Origin of the sequence: Mesorhizobium loti, from assembly GCA_014189435.1 — a bacterium.
GTDB classification, from domain to species: Bacteria; Pseudomonadota; Alphaproteobacteria; order Rhizobiales; family Rhizobiaceae; genus Mesorhizobium; species Mesorhizobium loti_G.
In genome coordinates this window covers 6,164,129-6,178,480 of record CP050293.1, presented here as the reverse complement: position 1 = coordinate 6,178,480, position 14,352 = coordinate 6,164,129, and the positions used below count along the sequence as shown (strand labels likewise).

The 14,352-nt window shown below is 65.8% G+C and carries 14 protein-coding genes and 1 tRNA gene; 12 read left to right on the top strand and 3 right to left on the bottom strand.

All coding sequences use genetic code 11. From position 1 onward, the window contains the following. Nucleotides 1–79: 79 nt before the first annotated feature. The 12 genes from HB777_29600 (at nucleotide 80) to HB777_29545 (ending at nucleotide 11,702) form a co-directional block, all read left to right on the top strand. Nucleotides 80–772, top strand: coding sequence for a glutathione S-transferase family protein (locus HB777_29600; protein ID QND67685.1), 693 nt, complete (start codon nucleotides 80–82; stop codon nucleotides 770–772). Then, complete coding sequence (gene queG / locus HB777_29595; GenBank protein QND67684.1) at nucleotides 753–1,907, top strand: tRNA epoxyqueuosine(34) reductase QueG; 1,155 nt, start codon at nucleotides 753–755, stop codon at nucleotides 1,905–1,907. Before HB777_29600 ends, queG begins: the two co-directional genes overlap by 20 nt. Next, entirely contained in the window at nucleotides 1,904–2,827 is a 924-nt protein-coding gene (locus HB777_29590) for an SDR family oxidoreductase (GenBank protein ID QND67683.1), read from the top strand. The genes queG and HB777_29590 overlap by 4 nt, the downstream gene beginning before the upstream one ends. A gap of 55 nt (nucleotides 2,828–2,882) precedes the next feature. Beyond that, nucleotides 2,883–3,965: a penicillin-insensitive murein endopeptidase gene (mepA, locus tag HB777_29585; GenBank protein ID QND67682.1), complete on the top strand. Its 1,083-nt coding sequence runs from the start codon at nucleotides 2,883–2,885 to the stop codon at nucleotides 3,963–3,965. A 187-nt stretch (nucleotides 3,966–4,152) separates the two neighbouring features. After that, nucleotides 4,153–5,199 (top strand): glucokinase, encoded by a 1,047-nt coding sequence (locus HB777_29580; GenBank protein QND67681.1) that lies wholly within the window; start codon nucleotides 4,153–4,155, stop codon nucleotides 5,197–5,199. A gap of 78 nt (nucleotides 5,200–5,277) precedes the next feature. Then, the gene (locus tag HB777_29575; protein ID QND67680.1) at nucleotides 5,278–7,149 is read left to right on the top strand and encodes an ABC transporter ATP-binding protein; all 1,872 of its coding nucleotides are present in this window, start codon (nucleotides 5,278–5,280) and stop codon (nucleotides 7,147–7,149) included. Continuing rightward, nucleotides 7,146–7,988 (top strand): 4-hydroxy-tetrahydrodipicolinate reductase, encoded by an 843-nt coding sequence (locus HB777_29570; protein QND67679.1) that lies wholly within the window; start codon nucleotides 7,146–7,148, stop codon nucleotides 7,986–7,988. The genes HB777_29575 and HB777_29570 overlap by 4 nt, the downstream gene beginning before the upstream one ends. Before the next feature lie 48 nt (nucleotides 7,989–8,036). After that, the gene (locus HB777_29565) at nucleotides 8,037–8,657 is read left to right on the top strand and encodes a 2,3-bisphosphoglycerate-dependent phosphoglycerate mutase (protein QND67678.1); all 621 of its coding nucleotides are present in this window, start codon (nucleotides 8,037–8,039) and stop codon (nucleotides 8,655–8,657) included. A gap of 85 nt (nucleotides 8,658–8,742) precedes the next feature. Continuing rightward, nucleotides 8,743–8,827: transfer RNA gene (locus HB777_29560), tRNA-Leu, on the top strand. Nucleotides 8,828–8,976: 149 nt separating this feature from the next. Then, on the top strand, nucleotides 8,977–10,656 hold the full coding sequence (locus HB777_29555; GenBank protein ID QND67677.1) for an FAD-dependent oxidoreductase: 1,680 nt from the start codon (nucleotides 8,977–8,979) through the stop codon (nucleotides 10,654–10,656). Then, nucleotides 10,653–10,961, top strand: coding sequence for a UBP-type zinc finger domain-containing protein (locus HB777_29550; protein ID QND67676.1), 309 nt, complete (start codon nucleotides 10,653–10,655; stop codon nucleotides 10,959–10,961). The genes HB777_29555 and HB777_29550 overlap by 4 nt, the downstream gene beginning before the upstream one ends. A gap of 198 nt (nucleotides 10,962–11,159) precedes the next feature. After that, nucleotides 11,160–11,702, top strand: coding sequence for a cytochrome b (locus tag HB777_29545; GenBank protein ID QND67675.1), 543 nt, complete (start codon nucleotides 11,160–11,162; stop codon nucleotides 11,700–11,702). On the opposite strand, the gene HB777_29540 is transcribed toward HB777_29545, so the two are convergent. From HB777_29540 to HB777_29530, 3 genes are all read right to left on the bottom strand, one after another. After that, nucleotides 11,699–11,884, bottom strand: a complete 186-nt coding sequence (locus HB777_29540; GenBank protein QND62442.1) for a hypothetical protein — start codon at nucleotides 11,882–11,884, stop codon at nucleotides 11,699–11,701. The two genes, HB777_29545 and HB777_29540, sit on opposite strands and share 4 nt — an antisense overlap. A gap of 86 nt (nucleotides 11,885–11,970) precedes the next feature. Next, the gene (locus tag HB777_29535; GenBank protein ID QND67674.1) at nucleotides 11,971–12,150 is read right to left on the bottom strand and encodes a hypothetical protein; all 180 of its coding nucleotides are present in this window, start codon (nucleotides 12,148–12,150) and stop codon (nucleotides 11,971–11,973) included. A 130-nt stretch (nucleotides 12,151–12,280) separates the two neighbouring features. Then, nucleotides 12,281–14,275 carry a transcriptional regulator gene (locus HB777_29530; GenBank protein QND67673.1) on the bottom strand — a complete coding sequence of 665 codons (1,995 nt, stop codon included), beginning with the start codon at nucleotides 14,273–14,275 and terminating at the stop codon, nucleotides 12,281–12,283. Nucleotides 14,276–14,352: the final 77 nt, after the last annotated feature.

Genomic DNA, 14,352 nt, shown 5'->3' with positions numbered 1-14,352 from the left:
CTGACGGCCCGCTAACCGGGCGGCCAAGACTTACCGGTGCGCCCTGCGATTCGCCAGTGCGCTTTATCATCGCGGAACCATGCTGACGCTTTTCCACCATCCCATGTTCGCCACCTGTCGCTTCGTCCGCCTCGCTTTCGGCGAGTATGGCGAGGAGCTGGCCCTGATCGAGGAAAAGCCGTGGACCCGGCGCAAGGAGTTCCTGGCGCTGAACCCGGCCGGCACGCTGCCGATCCTGCTGGCCGAAGGCGATGTGCCGATCGTCGGGGCGACCGTCATTGCCGAATATCTCGATGAAACGCGCGGCGTCTTGAAGCGCGACAAGCGGTTGTTCGCCGAGGATCCGATGCAGCGCGCCGAAATCCGCCGGCTGATCGACTGGTACCTCAACAAGGCCGAAAGCGAAGTCACCCGCCATCTGGTGCGCGAGCGCGTGCTGAAGCCGGTGATGCCGGAAACGGCGGGCGGCGGCTCGCCCGATTCAGGCGCGATCCGTGCCGCGCGCGCCAACATCCGCCAGCATATGAAATACACCAACTGGCTGGCTGGCACCCGCCATTGGCTGGCCGGCTCAAGGGTCACCTATGCCGACCTCGCGGCCGCGGCGACGCTGTCGGTGCTCGATTATCTCGGCGAGATTGACTGGCGCGAACACGCCGCCGCGCGCGAATGGTACACGCGGGTGAAGTCGCGGCCCTCCTTCCGGCCGCTTTTGACCGACCGGGTGCGCGGCCTGTCGCCGGTGTCGCATTATGCGGACCTCGACTTCTGACGCCGCAAAACTGCGCGCGCTGATCGACGCAGAGGCGCGCCGCGCCGGCTTCGATGCCGTCGCCGTCACCACCCCCGATGCGATCCCGCTGGCGCCTGCCCGACTGGCCGAATTCGTCGCCGACGGCTTTCACGGCTCGATGGGCTGGATCGCCGAGACGATTGCGCGCCGCGCCGAACCGACGGCACTGTGGCCGCAGGTGCGCTCGATCATCGTGCTGGCGATGAATTATGGCCCCGACCATGATCCGCGCGGCGTGCTGGCCAAGCGCGACCGCGGCGCGATCTCGGTCTATGCGCAGAACCGCGACTATCACGAGGTGATGAAGGGCCGGCTGAAGGAAATCGCCGGCAAGCTCGTGGCGCGCGCCGGCGGCGACGTCAAAGTGTTCGTCGACACCGCACCCGTCATGGAAAAGCCGCTGGCCGAGGCCGCCGGCCTCGGCTGGCAAGGCAAGCACACCAATCTGGTCAGCCGCGAACACGGCTCCTGGCTGTTCCTCGGCACCATCTTCACCACCGCCGAGCTTGCGCCCGACCGCGCCGAGATCGACCATTGCGGCTCCTGCCGCGCCTGCCTCGACGCCTGCCCGACCGACGCCTTCCCGGCGCCCTACCGGCTCGATGCGCGGCGCTGCATCTCCTATCTCACCATCGAGAACAAGGGGCCGATCCCGCATGAATTCCGCGAAAAGATCGGCAACCGCATCTATGGTTGCGACGATTGCCTCGCTGCGTGCCCGTGGAACAAATTTGCCCGGGCAGCTTCAGAAGCAAAACTCGCCGCGCGCGATGATCTGCGCGAACCGCTGCTCGCCGACCTGCTGGGCCTCGATGACGCGGCTTTCCGCGTCTTTTTCTCGGGTTCGCCGATAAAACGCATCGGCCGCGATCGTTTTGTCCGCAACGTATTGATCGCCGCCGGTAATTCCGGCGATGCCTCTCTTGCCGACACCGTGCGTGCCTTGCTGGACGACGCCTCGCCACTGGTGCGGGGCGCGGCAATATGGGCGCTGGCGCGGCTGGTGCCGGCCGCCGAATATTCCGAACGGGCCGCTACCGGCCTGAAAACCGAGAGCGACGAAGCCGTGCGCGACGAATGGCGTCTGGCGCGGCCAACCAGGGCGCATGCATGAGCGAAAAACAGATCTTCATCTTCGGCGCCGGCTATTCCGGCAGGGCTTTTGCCCGAGCCAGCAAGGCCTTTGCCCGCGCCGGCAAGGATGCCGCGACGATCTTCGGCACGACGCGCTCGCCGGAAAAGTTCGAGGCGCTGCGCCAGGCCGGCATCGCACCGCTGTTGTTCGACGGCGTGCTGACCGAGGAAATCGGCGATGCGCTGAAAAAGAGGACGCATCTGCTGATCTCGGTTGCCCCGGAAGAGGCCGGCGATCCCGTGCTGAGTGCAGCCCGGCAGGCGATCGTGGCCCGGATGCCGGCGCTCGAATGGATCGGCTATCTCTCCACTGTCGGCGTCTATGGCAATTATGACGGCGCATGGGTCGATGAAACCGCCGAATGCCGGCCCGTGTCGAAGCGCTCGGTGATGCGGGTTGCGGCCGAACAGGACTGGCTGCAATTGGGCACGGACATCGGCCGGCCGGTGGCGATCTTGCGGCTTTCCGGCATTTACGGGCCGGGCCGCAACGCTCTGGTCAATCTGGAAAACGGCAGCGCAAGACGGCTGGTCAAGCCGGACCAAGTGTTCAACCGCATCCATTGCGACGACATTGCAGGGGCGCTTTGGCAGCTTGTCGAGGGCAATACAGGCGGCATCTTCAACGTCACCGACGATCTGCCGGCGCCGCCGCAGGATGTCGTCGCCTATGCCGCTTCATTGATGGGTATCGAACCGCCGCCCGAAATTCCCTTTGACGCCGCCCAACTTTCGCCCATGGCGCGGTCGTTCTATGGCGAGAACAAGCGGGTCGCCAACGCGGCGATCAAGGCGGCGGGCTATTCCCTGCGCTTTCGCGACTATCGCGCCGCCTTCGACCATATGTGGGCAAGCGGCGACTGGCGCGACGGCGAGGCGCGCAGCCCGATGAAACGCTGACGATCGAAGCCTTGCGTGTTATGATTCGGTCCTGGGATTGCGGGGGAAGACAGCGATGCGGCCATCTCTCGGCAAGAAAGCACGACTGACAGCTGCTCTTGGCCTGTTTGTACTGGCCGCGCTCGCCGTTCAGCCGGCGAGCGCGGAAGAACGGGCAAAGGACCTGTTCGGCGCCAAGAAACTGCCGGCCGCGACCGCTGCGCAGTCGATCGGCTTTTATTCCAAGGGCTGTTTTGCCGGCGGCGTCGCCATTCCCATGGATGGTCCGACCTGGGAGGTGATGCGGCCGTCGCGCAACCGCCGCTGGGGCCATCCGGCGATGATCGCGGTGATCGAGCAATTGTCGCGCGATGCAGCAGTCGATGGTTGGCCAGGCTTGCTGATCGGCGACATTTCGCAGCCGCGCGGCGGCCCGATGATGACTGGGCATGCCTCGCACCAGATAGGGCTCGACGCCGACATCTGGCTGACGCCGATGCCCAGCCGCCCGCTTTCGATGGCGCAGCGTGAGACCAAGAGCGCCACCTTGATGGTCGACGAGAAGACCCATCTGGTGAAGGACGCGCTGTGGACTCCGGCGCACACGAAGCTTCTGAAGCGGGCTGCGAGCTACAGCCAAGTCGAACGCATCCTGGTCAATCCGGGCATCAAGAAAAAGCTCTGCGACACCGTCAAGGGTGACCGCGGCTGGCTGCGCAAGGTCAGGCCGTTCTGGGGCCACGACTATCATTTCCACATGCGCATCGGCTGTCAGCCGGGTTCGCCCGGCTGCAAGGCGCAGGAGGCAACGCCGGACGATGACGGCTGCGGCAAGCCGCTGGCCTGGTGGTTTACGCAGGAGCCGTGGCGGCCCAACAAGAACCCGGATGCGCCTAAGGCGCGCGACGTGATGACGATGGCGAACCTGCCCAGCGAATGCCGCGCCGTGCTCGACGCACCGGGGCCGGCCTCCGCCGAGGCCGCGACCTACCATGGCGGCGGCATGCCGGTTGCGGTTGCCGCGCCGGAATCCGAAGCGCCGTCGCTGCCCGTCACCACCGCCAGTGGCACCGCCGGATTGCCAAGCGCGGTGAACGCTTTCACCGCGACCCCCGAGATCGGCGTCCCGCTGCCGCGGCCACGGCCGCCGGGAAACTGACGGTCGCGGCGTCCACCGGCAGGCTCAATCGGTTTAGGGTCTCATTTCTGCGAAATAGTGGCCGTTTGGCCGCAGAACCATTGTCTGCGCGCCATCGGTCTCGAAAACCGTTTCCCTTTTCAAACTCATGCGCTAGTCAACGGAAGAACGGCTAGATGCCGTCGGGGCGCCGGAGACGGACGAGAGCATGCCAGGCACAGGTGACGACGATACTCTGTTGCGGTTTCCGATCCTGATCGGCGACATCGGCGGCACCAATGCGCGCTTTTCAATCGTGCTCGACACCAATTCCGAGGCCGGCGAGCCGACCATCGTCCAGACGGCGAACTACAACACCATCGACGAGGCGATCCAGGCGGCCGTGCTCGACCGCTCGTCGGTGCGTCCCAATTCGGCGGTGCTGGCGGTGGCCGGCCCGGTCGACGGCGACGAGATCGAGCTCACCAACTGCCCGTGGATCGTCAAGCCCAGGCAGATGTTCGCCAACCTCGGCTTGAGCGACATCGTCGTGCTCAATGATTTCGAGGCGCAGGCGCTCGCCGTCGTCGCGCTCGGCGAGGAGCACATGGAAAAGATCGGCGGCGGCACGCCGGAGCCCAATGCCGGGCGCGTCGTGCTGGGCCCGGGAACCGGGCTCGGCGTCGCCGGGCTGGTCCATGCGCTGCGCCACTGGATACCAGTGCCGGGCGAGGGCGGCCATATGGACATCGGCCCGCGCACGCCGCGCGATTTCGAGGTTTTCCCGCATATCGAGAAGCTCGAAGGGCGCATTTCGGGCGAGCAGATCCTGTGCGGACGCGGTCTGGTCAATGTCTATCGGGCGGTGGCCAAGGCCGATGGCAAGCCGTCGCCCTTCACCACGCCGGCGGAAGTCACTGCCGCCGCACTGGCGAAAACCGATCCGGTTGCGCAAGAAGCGCTGGAGATCTTCGTCACCTGCCTCGGGCGCACCGCCGGCGATCTCGCTTTGGTGTTCATGAGCCGTGGCGGCGTCTTCCTCACCGGCGGCATCGCACAGAAGATCGTGCCGGCGCTGAAAGCCGGCAATTTCCGCGCCGCCTTCGAGGACAAGGCGCCGCACAGCGCGCTGATGCGCACCATGCCGGTCTATGTCATCACCCACCCGCTGGCCGCCCTTCTGGGCCTCGCCGCCTATGCCCGTAACCCCTCGCTGTTCGGCGTCCAGACGGAGGGACGGCGGTGGCGCGACGAAGTTAGTCACCCCAAGGCATAGGCAAGCCGGCTGCTTGGCGTTAAGAGGGGTGCCGAATTGCCCGGCCGCGGGAAGCGGAAACCTACGAAGCGCTCCAATTTGACATTTCAGCCCCCCAATTCGTCGAAACCCCGTGCGGGCGAGATCGTGGCGGTCATCCGCCGCATTCTCCAGGAAAACGGCCGCGATTATCGGGGCGCGTATATTTTCACGATCCTCTGCCTGCTGACCGTGTCGGCGACGACGGCGCTTGCCGCCTGGATCATGAGCCCGGTCGTCAACCAGATCTTCTATGAACGGCGCGGCGACCTGATCCCGTGGATCTGCGCCGCACTGCTCGGCGCTTTCATCCTGCGCGGCCTTGCCGGTTACGGCCAGGCGGTGACGATGGCCAGGATCGGCAACAATCTGGTGGCGCGCTACCAGCAGCGCATCTTCAACCATCTGATGAAGCTCGGCGTCTCCTTCTTCAACGACACAAGGTCCGGGCGGCTGGCGGCGCAGGTCAACGAGAACGTCAACGGCATTCGCGACCTGTTGTCGATGACCGTGACCTCGACGGCGCGCGACGCCGTCTCGCTGGTCGGCCTGGTCGGCGTCATGATCTACCAGGATCCGATCCTTTCGCTGAGCTCGCTGCTGATCGGGCCGCCGCTGATCTGGACCGTCACCTATTTGATGCGCCGGGTGCGGCGCATCACGCGCGAATCGGTGCAGATCAATTCGCGGCTGATCGGCGCCATGCAGGAGGCCACACAAGGCATCGCTATCGTCAAGGCCTTCACCATGGAGGACGAGCTGTCGCGCCGCATCAGCAAGCTCGCCGAGGATGCCGAACAGCGGTCGAACAAGATCGCCCGCGTCTCCGAGCGGCTGACGCCGGTTTCCGAGCTGCTGGCCGGCATCGCCTTTGCCAGCGTCATCGCCTATTCCGGCTACCGCGCCACCGTTCTCGGCCAGCCGCCGGGCGCGGTGTTTTCCTTCATCACGGCGCTGACGCTCGCCTATGATCCGGCCCGCCGGCTGGCGCGCATGCAGGTCGGCATGGAGCGCGCGCTGGTCAATGCGCGCATGATCTACGAGCTTCTCGACATCGAGCCGCAGCAGAGCGACGCGCAGGGCGCCGCCGAGGCGAAATTCACCTCCGGCGAAGTGCGCTTCGACAACGTCTCCTTCCACTATGTCGAGGAGGCGCCGGTCCTGCAGAACCTGAGCTTCGTCGCGGCCGCCGGCAAGGTGACGGCCATCGTCGGCGCTTCGGGCGCCGGCAAGACGACGCTGGTGGCGCTGCTGCAGCGCTTCTACGACGTCGAGGCGGGCAGTATCGAGATCGACGGCCAGGACATCTCCAAGGTCACCAAACAGTCGCTGCGCGGCTCCATCGCCTATGTCTCGCAGCAGCCCTATCTGTTCGAAGGCACCATCCGCGACAACATCCGCTACGGCCGGCTGAGCGCCACCGACGCCGAGATCGAGCAGGCCGCAAGGCAGGCCGCGGCCGACGACTTCATCCGCCAGCAGCCGCAGGGTTATGACACGCCGGTCGGCGAGAACGGCGTGACGCTGTCTGGCGGCCAGCGCCAGCGCGTCTCGATCGCGCGCGCCATCGTGCGCCAGGCGCCGATCCTGTTGCTCGACGAAGCGACATCGGCGCTCGACAACGAGGCCGAGGCCCGTGTCCAGCAGGCGCTGACCCAGGTCATGGAAGGGCGCACCACCATCGTCATCGCGCACCGGCTGTCGACGGTGGTCAATGCCGACCACATCATCGTCATGGAACAGGGCCGGTTGGTCGAAGAGGGCACGCATGCCTCGCTGATGGCCGATCCGCACAGCGTCTATGCCCGCTTCCACCGCATCCAGGGCGTCAAGGGCCTGGGGCTTGTCGACGACAGCGCGCCGATCCAGACTTCGGCCCAAGGCCCAATTCGCAACACCGAGACGCAGAGCATCGCCGGGAGCACGACATGAGCGAAACGCCCGCAACCGACAGACCGGCAACCGATATGGGCCTGGTGGTGGTGGGCGCTGCCGGCCGCATGGGCCAGACGCTGATCCGCGCTATCCACGCCATCCCGGGCGCGCGGGTCATCGGCGCGGTCGAGCGGGCGGGTTCGCCCTATCTGGGCAAGGACGCAGGCGAACTCGCCGGCGTCGGCCGCATCGATGTGGCGATCGGTGACGATCCGCTGCCGGTCTTCGCCAGGGCTGACGGCGTGCTCGATTTCACCACCCCGGCCTCATCGGTCGAATTCGCCGGCTATGCGGCGCAGGCGCGCATCGTCCATGTCATCGGCACGACCGGCTGCACGGCCGAAGACAACGCCAGGATCGCGGCGGCGGCGCGCCACGCGATCATCGTCAAGTCGGGCAATATGAGCCTTGGCGTCAATCTTCTGGCAGTGCTGGTCGAACAGGCGGCGCGCGCGCTCGACGCCGACGATTTCGACATCGAGATCCTCGAAATGCACCACAAGCACAAGGTCGACGCGCCATCGGGCACCGCACTTCTGCTCGGCGAGGCCGCCGCCGCCGGGCGCGGTATCGAACTGGCCGGCAATGATGTGCGGGTCCGCGACGGTCACACCGGCGTGCGCAAGACCGGCTCGATCGGCTTTGCCACGCTGCGCGGCGGCTCGGTGGTCGGCGATCACAGCGTGCTGCTGGCCGGCACCGGCGAGCGCATCACGCTGGCACATCACGCCGAGGACCGCGCCATCTTCGCCCGTGGCGCCGTCAAGGCGGCGCTTTGGGCGCGCGGCCGCAAGCCGGGACTGTATTCGATGCGGGACGTGCTCGGCCTCAGCTGAGCGGCCAATTCGCCAACCTGCCAATCTGGCAATTTGAAGGGAGCAAACATGTCGAGAACCCTCGTGCTCGTGCGCCACGGCCAGAGCGAATGGAATCTGAAGAACCTGTTCACGGGCTGGCGCGATGTCGACCTGACCGAGCAGGGTCACGCCGAGGCCAAGGCCGCCGGCCAGAAACTCAAGGCGCGCGGCCTGAAATTCGACATCGCCTTCACCTCGGCGCTGATCCGGGCGCAGAAGACCTGCCAGCACATTCTCGACGCGGTCGGCCAGAGCGATCTGAAGACCATCCGCGACCAGGCGCTCAACGAGCGCGACTATGGCGACCTCTCGGGCCTCAACAAGGACGATGCCCGCAAGAAATGGGGCGAGGAGCAGGTGCATGTCTGGCGCCGCTCCTATGACGTGCCGCCGCCCGCCGGCGAAAGCCTGAAGGACACCGGCGCCCGCGTCTGGCCCTACTACCTGCACGACCTGCAGCCGCACGTGCTGCGCGGCGGCACCGTGCTGGTCGCCGCGCACGGCAACTCGCTGCGCGCGCTGATCATGGCGCTGGACGGCAAGTCGGGCGAGGAGATCGTCAAGCTGGAACTCGGCACCGGCATCCCGGTCATCTACACGCTCAACGCCGATTCCACCGTCGCTTCCAAGGAAGTTCTGGAGGGCTGACGGTCCTTGAGCCGGCAAGCGGCAAACGGCTTTGAAAAAAGCGCGTTGACACACATCGCTTGCCCGCTTACATGAGCCCGCACCAGCCCAGATGGCGGAATTGGTAGACGCGCACGGTTCAGGTCCGTGTTCCGCAAGGAGTGGAGGTTCGAGTCCTCTTCTGGGCACCAAATTCCCGTTTCGAACCATTCGACGGTTCAGAAACTAAGAGAAAAAGCCCGGTTCGTCCGGGCTTTTTCTTTGCCGCCAACCTCCCCTTCCGGCCAGGCGCCGAACAAACCACTTCAAACTCCGCGGTCGCTTCGCTACGCTCAAAGCCATGTCGCAAACCATCAACCCGATCTTCGGTGCCCGTCGCGATCAAGCGTTCCCGACGCTGGCTGAGGCGGACATCGATCGCATGCGCCGGTTCGGCGAGGCCAGCTTCTATGCGGCCGGCGAGAACATCGTCACGGCAGGCGATGTGGCGCCCGGTCTGATCGTCGTGCTGTCGGGCAAGGTTGACATCACCCAGGATGGTGGCCTCGGCCGGCGCGAGACGATCGTCACGCACGGTCCGGGCAGTTTTGTCGGCGAGCTGGCGCAGCTTTCGGCCCGTCCCTCGCTGGTCAACGCGCGTGCCGCCGAACCGGTCGAGGCGTTCGTCATCGCCTCGCAGAGGCTGCGCGACCTGATGGTGCAGGAGGCCAATCTCGGCGAGCGCATCATGCGGGCGCTGATCCTGCGCCGTGTCGGGCTGCTGGAAAGCGCCACCAGCGGACCGATCATCGTCGGACCTGTCGGCAATGCCGACGTGTTGCGGCTGCAAGGTTTTCTGGCCCGCAGCGGCCAGCCGCACCGCGTGCTCGATTCCGACAGCGATCCGTGCGCCAAAACCCTGGTCGAGCGCTTCGACGTCGATCCCCACCATCTGCCGATCGTGCTGTGCCCGAACGGCAGGCTGCTGCTCAATCCCGGCGAAAAGGACCTCGCGCGCTGCATCGGCCTGCTGCGGCCGATCGATGCCGAAAAACTGTACGACGTCGCCATTGTCGGCGCCGGACCGGCGGGGCTGGCGGCCGCCGTCTATGCGGCCTCCGAAGGGCTGTCGACGATCGTGCTCGATTGCCGGGCCTTCGGCGGACAGGCCGGCGCCTCGTCGCGCATCGAGAATTATCTCGGTTTCCCCACGGGCATTTCGGGCATGGCGCTGATGGCGCGCGCCTACAACCAGGCGCAGAAATTCGGCGTCGAAATGGTGATCCCGGACGAGGCGAAGCTTTTGAGCTCTGCGAACGATGGCGCCCGCTACAAGCTCGATGTCGGCGACGGCGAGACCGTGCGCACGCGCAGCGTGGTGATCGCCAGCGGCGCGCGCTACCGCCGCCTCGATGTCGCCAATCTGGCGCAGTTCGAGGGAACGTCCGTGCACTACTGGGCGTCGCCCATCGAAGGCCGGCTTTGCGCGGGCCAGGAAGTGGCGCTGGTCGGCGCCGGCAATTCGGCCGGGCAGGCGGCCGTCTATCTGGCCAGCCATACGCGCAAAGTGGCGCTGCTGGCGCGCGGCGGTAGCCTCGATGCCTCGATGTCGCGCTATCTGGTCGAGCGCATCAAGGCGCAACCGAACATCGAGGTGCTGACCGGGACCGAAATCGTGGCCCTGGAAGGCGACGAGGGCAACCTTGCCGCCGTGCGCTGGCGCAACCGCGCCAGCTGCGCGGAAACGACGCGCCCGATCCGCCATCTCTTCCTGTTCATCGGCGCCGACCCGAACACCGATTGGCTGGCGAACTGCGATGTGGCGCTGGACGCCAAGGGGTTCGTGCGCACCGGATCGGACCTGGGATCGGCGCAGATGGAGACGAGCCGCAGCGGTGTGTTCGCCATCGGCGACGTCCGCTCCGGCTCGGTCAAGCGCGTCGCGGCGGCTGTCGGCGAAGGCGCCCAGGTGGTCGCGGCATTGCATGCATATCTCGCGCGCGGCAACGCCGACGCACCTCAAACGGCAGGGAGACCATGATGGATGAATGCAGACATACGCGCGACATCAGGAAGGTGACGCCGAGCGCGCTCGGCTGCGAGGAATGCCTGAAGAGCGGGTCGCAATGGGTGCATCTGCGGCTGTGCCGCACCTGCGGCCATGTCGGCTGCTGCGACGACTCGCCCAACCGCCACGCCACCAAGCACTTTCACGCCACCAAGCATCCGATCATCGAGGGCTACGATCCGCCGGAAGGCTGGGCATGGTGCTATGTCGACGAGGTGTTTGTCGACCTTGGCGACGACGTGACCCCGCAGAACGGCCCGATCCCGCGCTTTTATTGAGGTGCGCCCGAGACACCCGAGAAAAGCCTGGTTCGCCCGGGCTTTTCTTGTCTAAGCCTAATCACCGCTCGATGCCCGGCTGTCAGCGAACTGCCAGCTTACCCGTTCCAGTGTCTGCCAGCTCACGATCACCAGAGCCCGACAAAGCTTTGACATGATCGCGGCTAGTTTAGAAACATTCAAAACGGGAAGGCTTGCATGCACCCCACCTATACAAGCGCGCAAAAGGCCATTCACTGGGCAGTGTTTCTGCTGGTCATCGGCCTTTATGGGTTGACCTATGTGGAGGAGCTCTTTCCGCGCGGTGATTCCGGCCGCGCGCTCGTCTGGTGGTTTCATATTTCGTTCGGGCTGCTGCTGTTTGCGCTGGTCGTCATCCGTGTCGGCCTGCGCCTGACGTTGGGAACGCCAGGGCTGCCGATGGAGATGTCGGAGCTTGAACGATGGGCGGCCAAGATCGCGCATCTGCTGCTTTATGCGCTGCTCGTGACCATTCCGGTTCTCGGCATCCTGTTGACCTGGTACAGGGGTGACGCCCTGAGCTTCTTCGGCCTCTTCACCATCCCGGCTCCGGTTTCACCCGACCGCGACACGGCCCGGTTCATCAGGGAACTGCACAGCCTCTGCGCCAATTCGATCCTCATCCTCGCCGCAGTGCACGCGGCCGCGGCGCTGTGGCACCATTTCATCCGCAAGGACGACGTGCTCAAGCGGATGTTGCCGGAAAGCACGGGCTCTTAGTCCCGCCGTGCTGGCGCCGAGGCGGGCTCAGGGTTGTCCACGCTGTTCTCGTTGATCTGGAAGGCCTTTCCTTCGACCTTCTTTTTCTTCAGATCGTCGCCGGTCTGTTGCTGCGGCGGGCGCTTCGGGTTTTGCTTGGCGTTCTCGTTCACGTCGAGGGCTCTGGTCATCATGTCCTCCATGCCTGGAAACACAATGTTCGACAGTGCGTGGGGTTCCGGCAAAAGACGGCGCTCTCCCCGAGAGGGGCAACGCCGACCGATGCCGCCTATCGCACGGAGCCGGTGACGGTCGGGTCGATCGTGCTGGGAACGGATTTGCGTTCGTTGCCGGCGAGTGCCGCGATGATCAGCAGGCTGGCAACCACCGGGACAAACAGGATGGCAATTCGGGCTTGCACGTAAAAAATGGCGCGCCATTCATTGCGCTTGTCGGGGCTGTTGCTCATCATACTCACTTTGTCAGACCCCCCGGCCGTGACATAGCCGCGAACGGTTAAGTAACCCCTTCCGACAATGTTAACCGGACGGAATTAAGGCGGAATTCCCGGGCGATCCCCCAGATGGCGATCCCCGGCTTCAGCCCAGCCCGATCCGCCTTGCCCCTTGCCGGAACAGCGCCACGGCGTCCGGCTCGAAGCGGAAGGTGCCGATGAAATCGTCGACGCCGTAACTCGGCAACGTCTTGCGGATGGCGACGGCAAAGCCGCGTGCCTCGTCGAGCCGTCCCGCCAGCGCCAGGCAATGTGCCGCGATCGCCAGGATGATGGCGTGCGCGTTGGGCCGCGCCGCCGCCTTCAGCGCCCATTCGGCCGCCTCCTCGAACTGGCCGAGCCGCACATGCGCCATGGCGCGTGCCCCCAGCATGCCGAACAGCAGCGGGTCGAACGGGCTGAGATGGCGCGAATGGTCGGAGGAGCCGATCGCCGCTTGCGGGTCGCCCGACTGCGAGTGGACGAAGGACAGCGCATAGTGGCCAAGCGCGAAATTGGGGCTGAGGTCCACCGCCCGTTCCAGTTCGATCAGCGAGCTGTCCTGCTCGCCGCGCAGCCACAGCGCCCGGCCCATCGCCCAGTGCGCGGCCGGATTGTGATCGTCGACCAGCAAGCTGTGGCCGGCGCTCTCGAAGGCCAGCGCGCTTTCGCGGTCGCGGTCGCCCCAACGCTGGAAGGCATTCTGCCAATGGGTGAAGGACAGGCCGGCATAGGCACGGGCAAAGGTCGGATCGAGCTGCAAGGCCTGGGCAAAGAAATGCCGCGCCTGCTCGTTTTCCGTCTGGGTGAAGCGGTACATGTGCCAGAGGCCGCGATGATAGGCCTCCCAGGCGTTGAGCGAGCTGGGCGCCTTCAGCATGGCGCGGTTGCGCTCGACCGTTTCGATCTCGGCCGAGATCGACGAGACGATGCTGTTGCCGATATCGTCGAGCACGGAAAAGATGTCGTCGGGCCTGCGCTCGAACGTCTCGGCCCAGACGATCCTGGCGCTGCGCACCTCGATCAGTTCGACGCTGACAATGAGGCGGCCGGGTGGGCTGCGCACGGTGCCGGTGGCGACATAGTCGACATTCAGCCGGCGGCCGGCATCTTCGGGCGCGATGTTCTTCTGCGCCAGCGCAAACACCGATCCGCGCGCGATGACGAAGAAGTCCCTGAGCTTGGCCAGGCGTGTGATGATGTCGTGGGTGAAGCCGTCGGCCAATCCGCCGCGCGTGCCGCCGCCCTCCTCGACAAACGGCATCACCGCCAGCGATGCGTGGCTGGGCTCGACCGGGCCGGGTGCGGTGGGCGTGGTGGCTACCAGTGGCGACAGTGTGGACAGGCCGGCCGGCTGTGCCCGGAGCGAGGTGCTCGACTGTCGGTCACGAATTGCCCGCCAGGCCGCGCGAAGCGGTGCGAAATCGAGCTCCTCAGACCGAAACAACTGTTCCGCCGCCGCCAGATGCGCTTCGGCCGCGCCGATCTCGCCGCGCCCGGCCAGATTGGACAGCAGCGCCAGATGTCCGCGCGTGTCGAATGGCGCCAGTTCCACCCATGTGTCGAGATGGGCGATTGCCTCGTCGCCATCCGCCGGCAGACTTTCGACAAGCTGTTCCAGCACTGCGGCGTGGCAAGCGCTGAAGCGGCGGCGCTGTGCGATCAGCCAGCTGTTGAAATGCGGGCTGCGCTCGAGCTCCAGCCCGTCGAGGAAATCGCCGGCAAACAGTTTGGCCAGCGCCCGCAAGCGCTCGACATCAAGCGTGCCGAGCCCTTGCGTGGCGGCCTGGCTGACCTCCAGCGCATCGACCAGGCAATCGCTCAGATCGAGCGCGACCGTGTCGCCCGGTGTCGCGACCCGATGTCGGCCCGGCGCGTCGAGTGCGCCGCGCAGCTTGCTCAGGCACCAGCGCAGCTCGCCCCTTGGATCGTTCGGCACATCCCACAGCAGTTCGCACAGACGGCTGCGGCCGACCGGATGCGGCGCCAGCGCCAGATAGGCGAACAGAGCGCGCAGCTTGCGTGACGACGGCAACGCAACCGGAACGCCGTTGCGGGAGATCACCAGCGGTCCGAGCAGGCGCACGGAAAGGACCGGCATGTCGCCGTCCGGCCTCGATCGGGTGGATTCCACGTGCGTTTCCACGCCTGCTCCCACGCTGGCCTGTCGGCCATTCC

What these genes read in the sequence shown, in the direction of transcription:
- HB777_29600 (QND67685.1), top strand. Translation starts at nt 80, where the DNA reads ATGCTGACGCTTTTCCACCATCCCATGTTCGCCACCTGTCGCTTCGTC.
- queG (QND67684.1), top strand. Translation starts at nt 753, where the DNA reads ATGCGGACCTCGACTTCTGACGCCGCAAAACTGCGCGCGCTGATCGAC.
- HB777_29590 (QND67683.1), top strand. Translation starts at nt 1,904, where the DNA reads ATGAGCGAAAAACAGATCTTCATCTTCGGCGCCGGCTATTCCGGCAGG.
- mepA (QND67682.1), top strand. Translation starts at nt 2,883, where the DNA reads ATGCGGCCATCTCTCGGCAAGAAAGCACGACTGACAGCTGCTCTTGGC.
- HB777_29580 (QND67681.1), top strand. Translation starts at nt 4,153, where the DNA reads ATGCCAGGCACAGGTGACGACGATACTCTGTTGCGGTTTCCGATCCTG.
- HB777_29570 (QND67679.1), top strand. Translation starts at nt 7,146, where the DNA reads ATGAGCGAAACGCCCGCAACCGACAGACCGGCAACCGATATGGGCCTG.
- HB777_29565 (QND67678.1), top strand. Translation starts at nt 8,037, where the DNA reads ATGTCGAGAACCCTCGTGCTCGTGCGCCACGGCCAGAGCGAATGGAAT.
- HB777_29555 (QND67677.1), top strand. Translation starts at nt 8,977, where the DNA reads ATGTCGCAAACCATCAACCCGATCTTCGGTGCCCGTCGCGATCAAGCG.
- HB777_29550 (QND67676.1), top strand. Translation starts at nt 10,653, where the DNA reads ATGATGGATGAATGCAGACATACGCGCGACATCAGGAAGGTGACGCCG.
- HB777_29545 (QND67675.1), top strand. Translation starts at nt 11,160, where the DNA reads ATGCACCCCACCTATACAAGCGCGCAAAAGGCCATTCACTGGGCAGTG.
- HB777_29540 (QND62442.1), bottom strand. Translation starts at nt 11,884, where the DNA reads ATGGAGGACATGATGACCAGAGCCCTCGACGTGAACGAGAACGCCAAG.
- HB777_29535 (QND67674.1), bottom strand. Translation starts at nt 12,150, where the DNA reads ATGAGCAACAGCCCCGACAAGCGCAATGAATGGCGCGCCATTTTTTAC.
- HB777_29530 (QND67673.1), bottom strand. Translation starts at nt 14,275, where the DNA reads ATGCCGGTCCTTTCCGTGCGCCTGCTCGGACCGCTGGTGATCTCCCGC.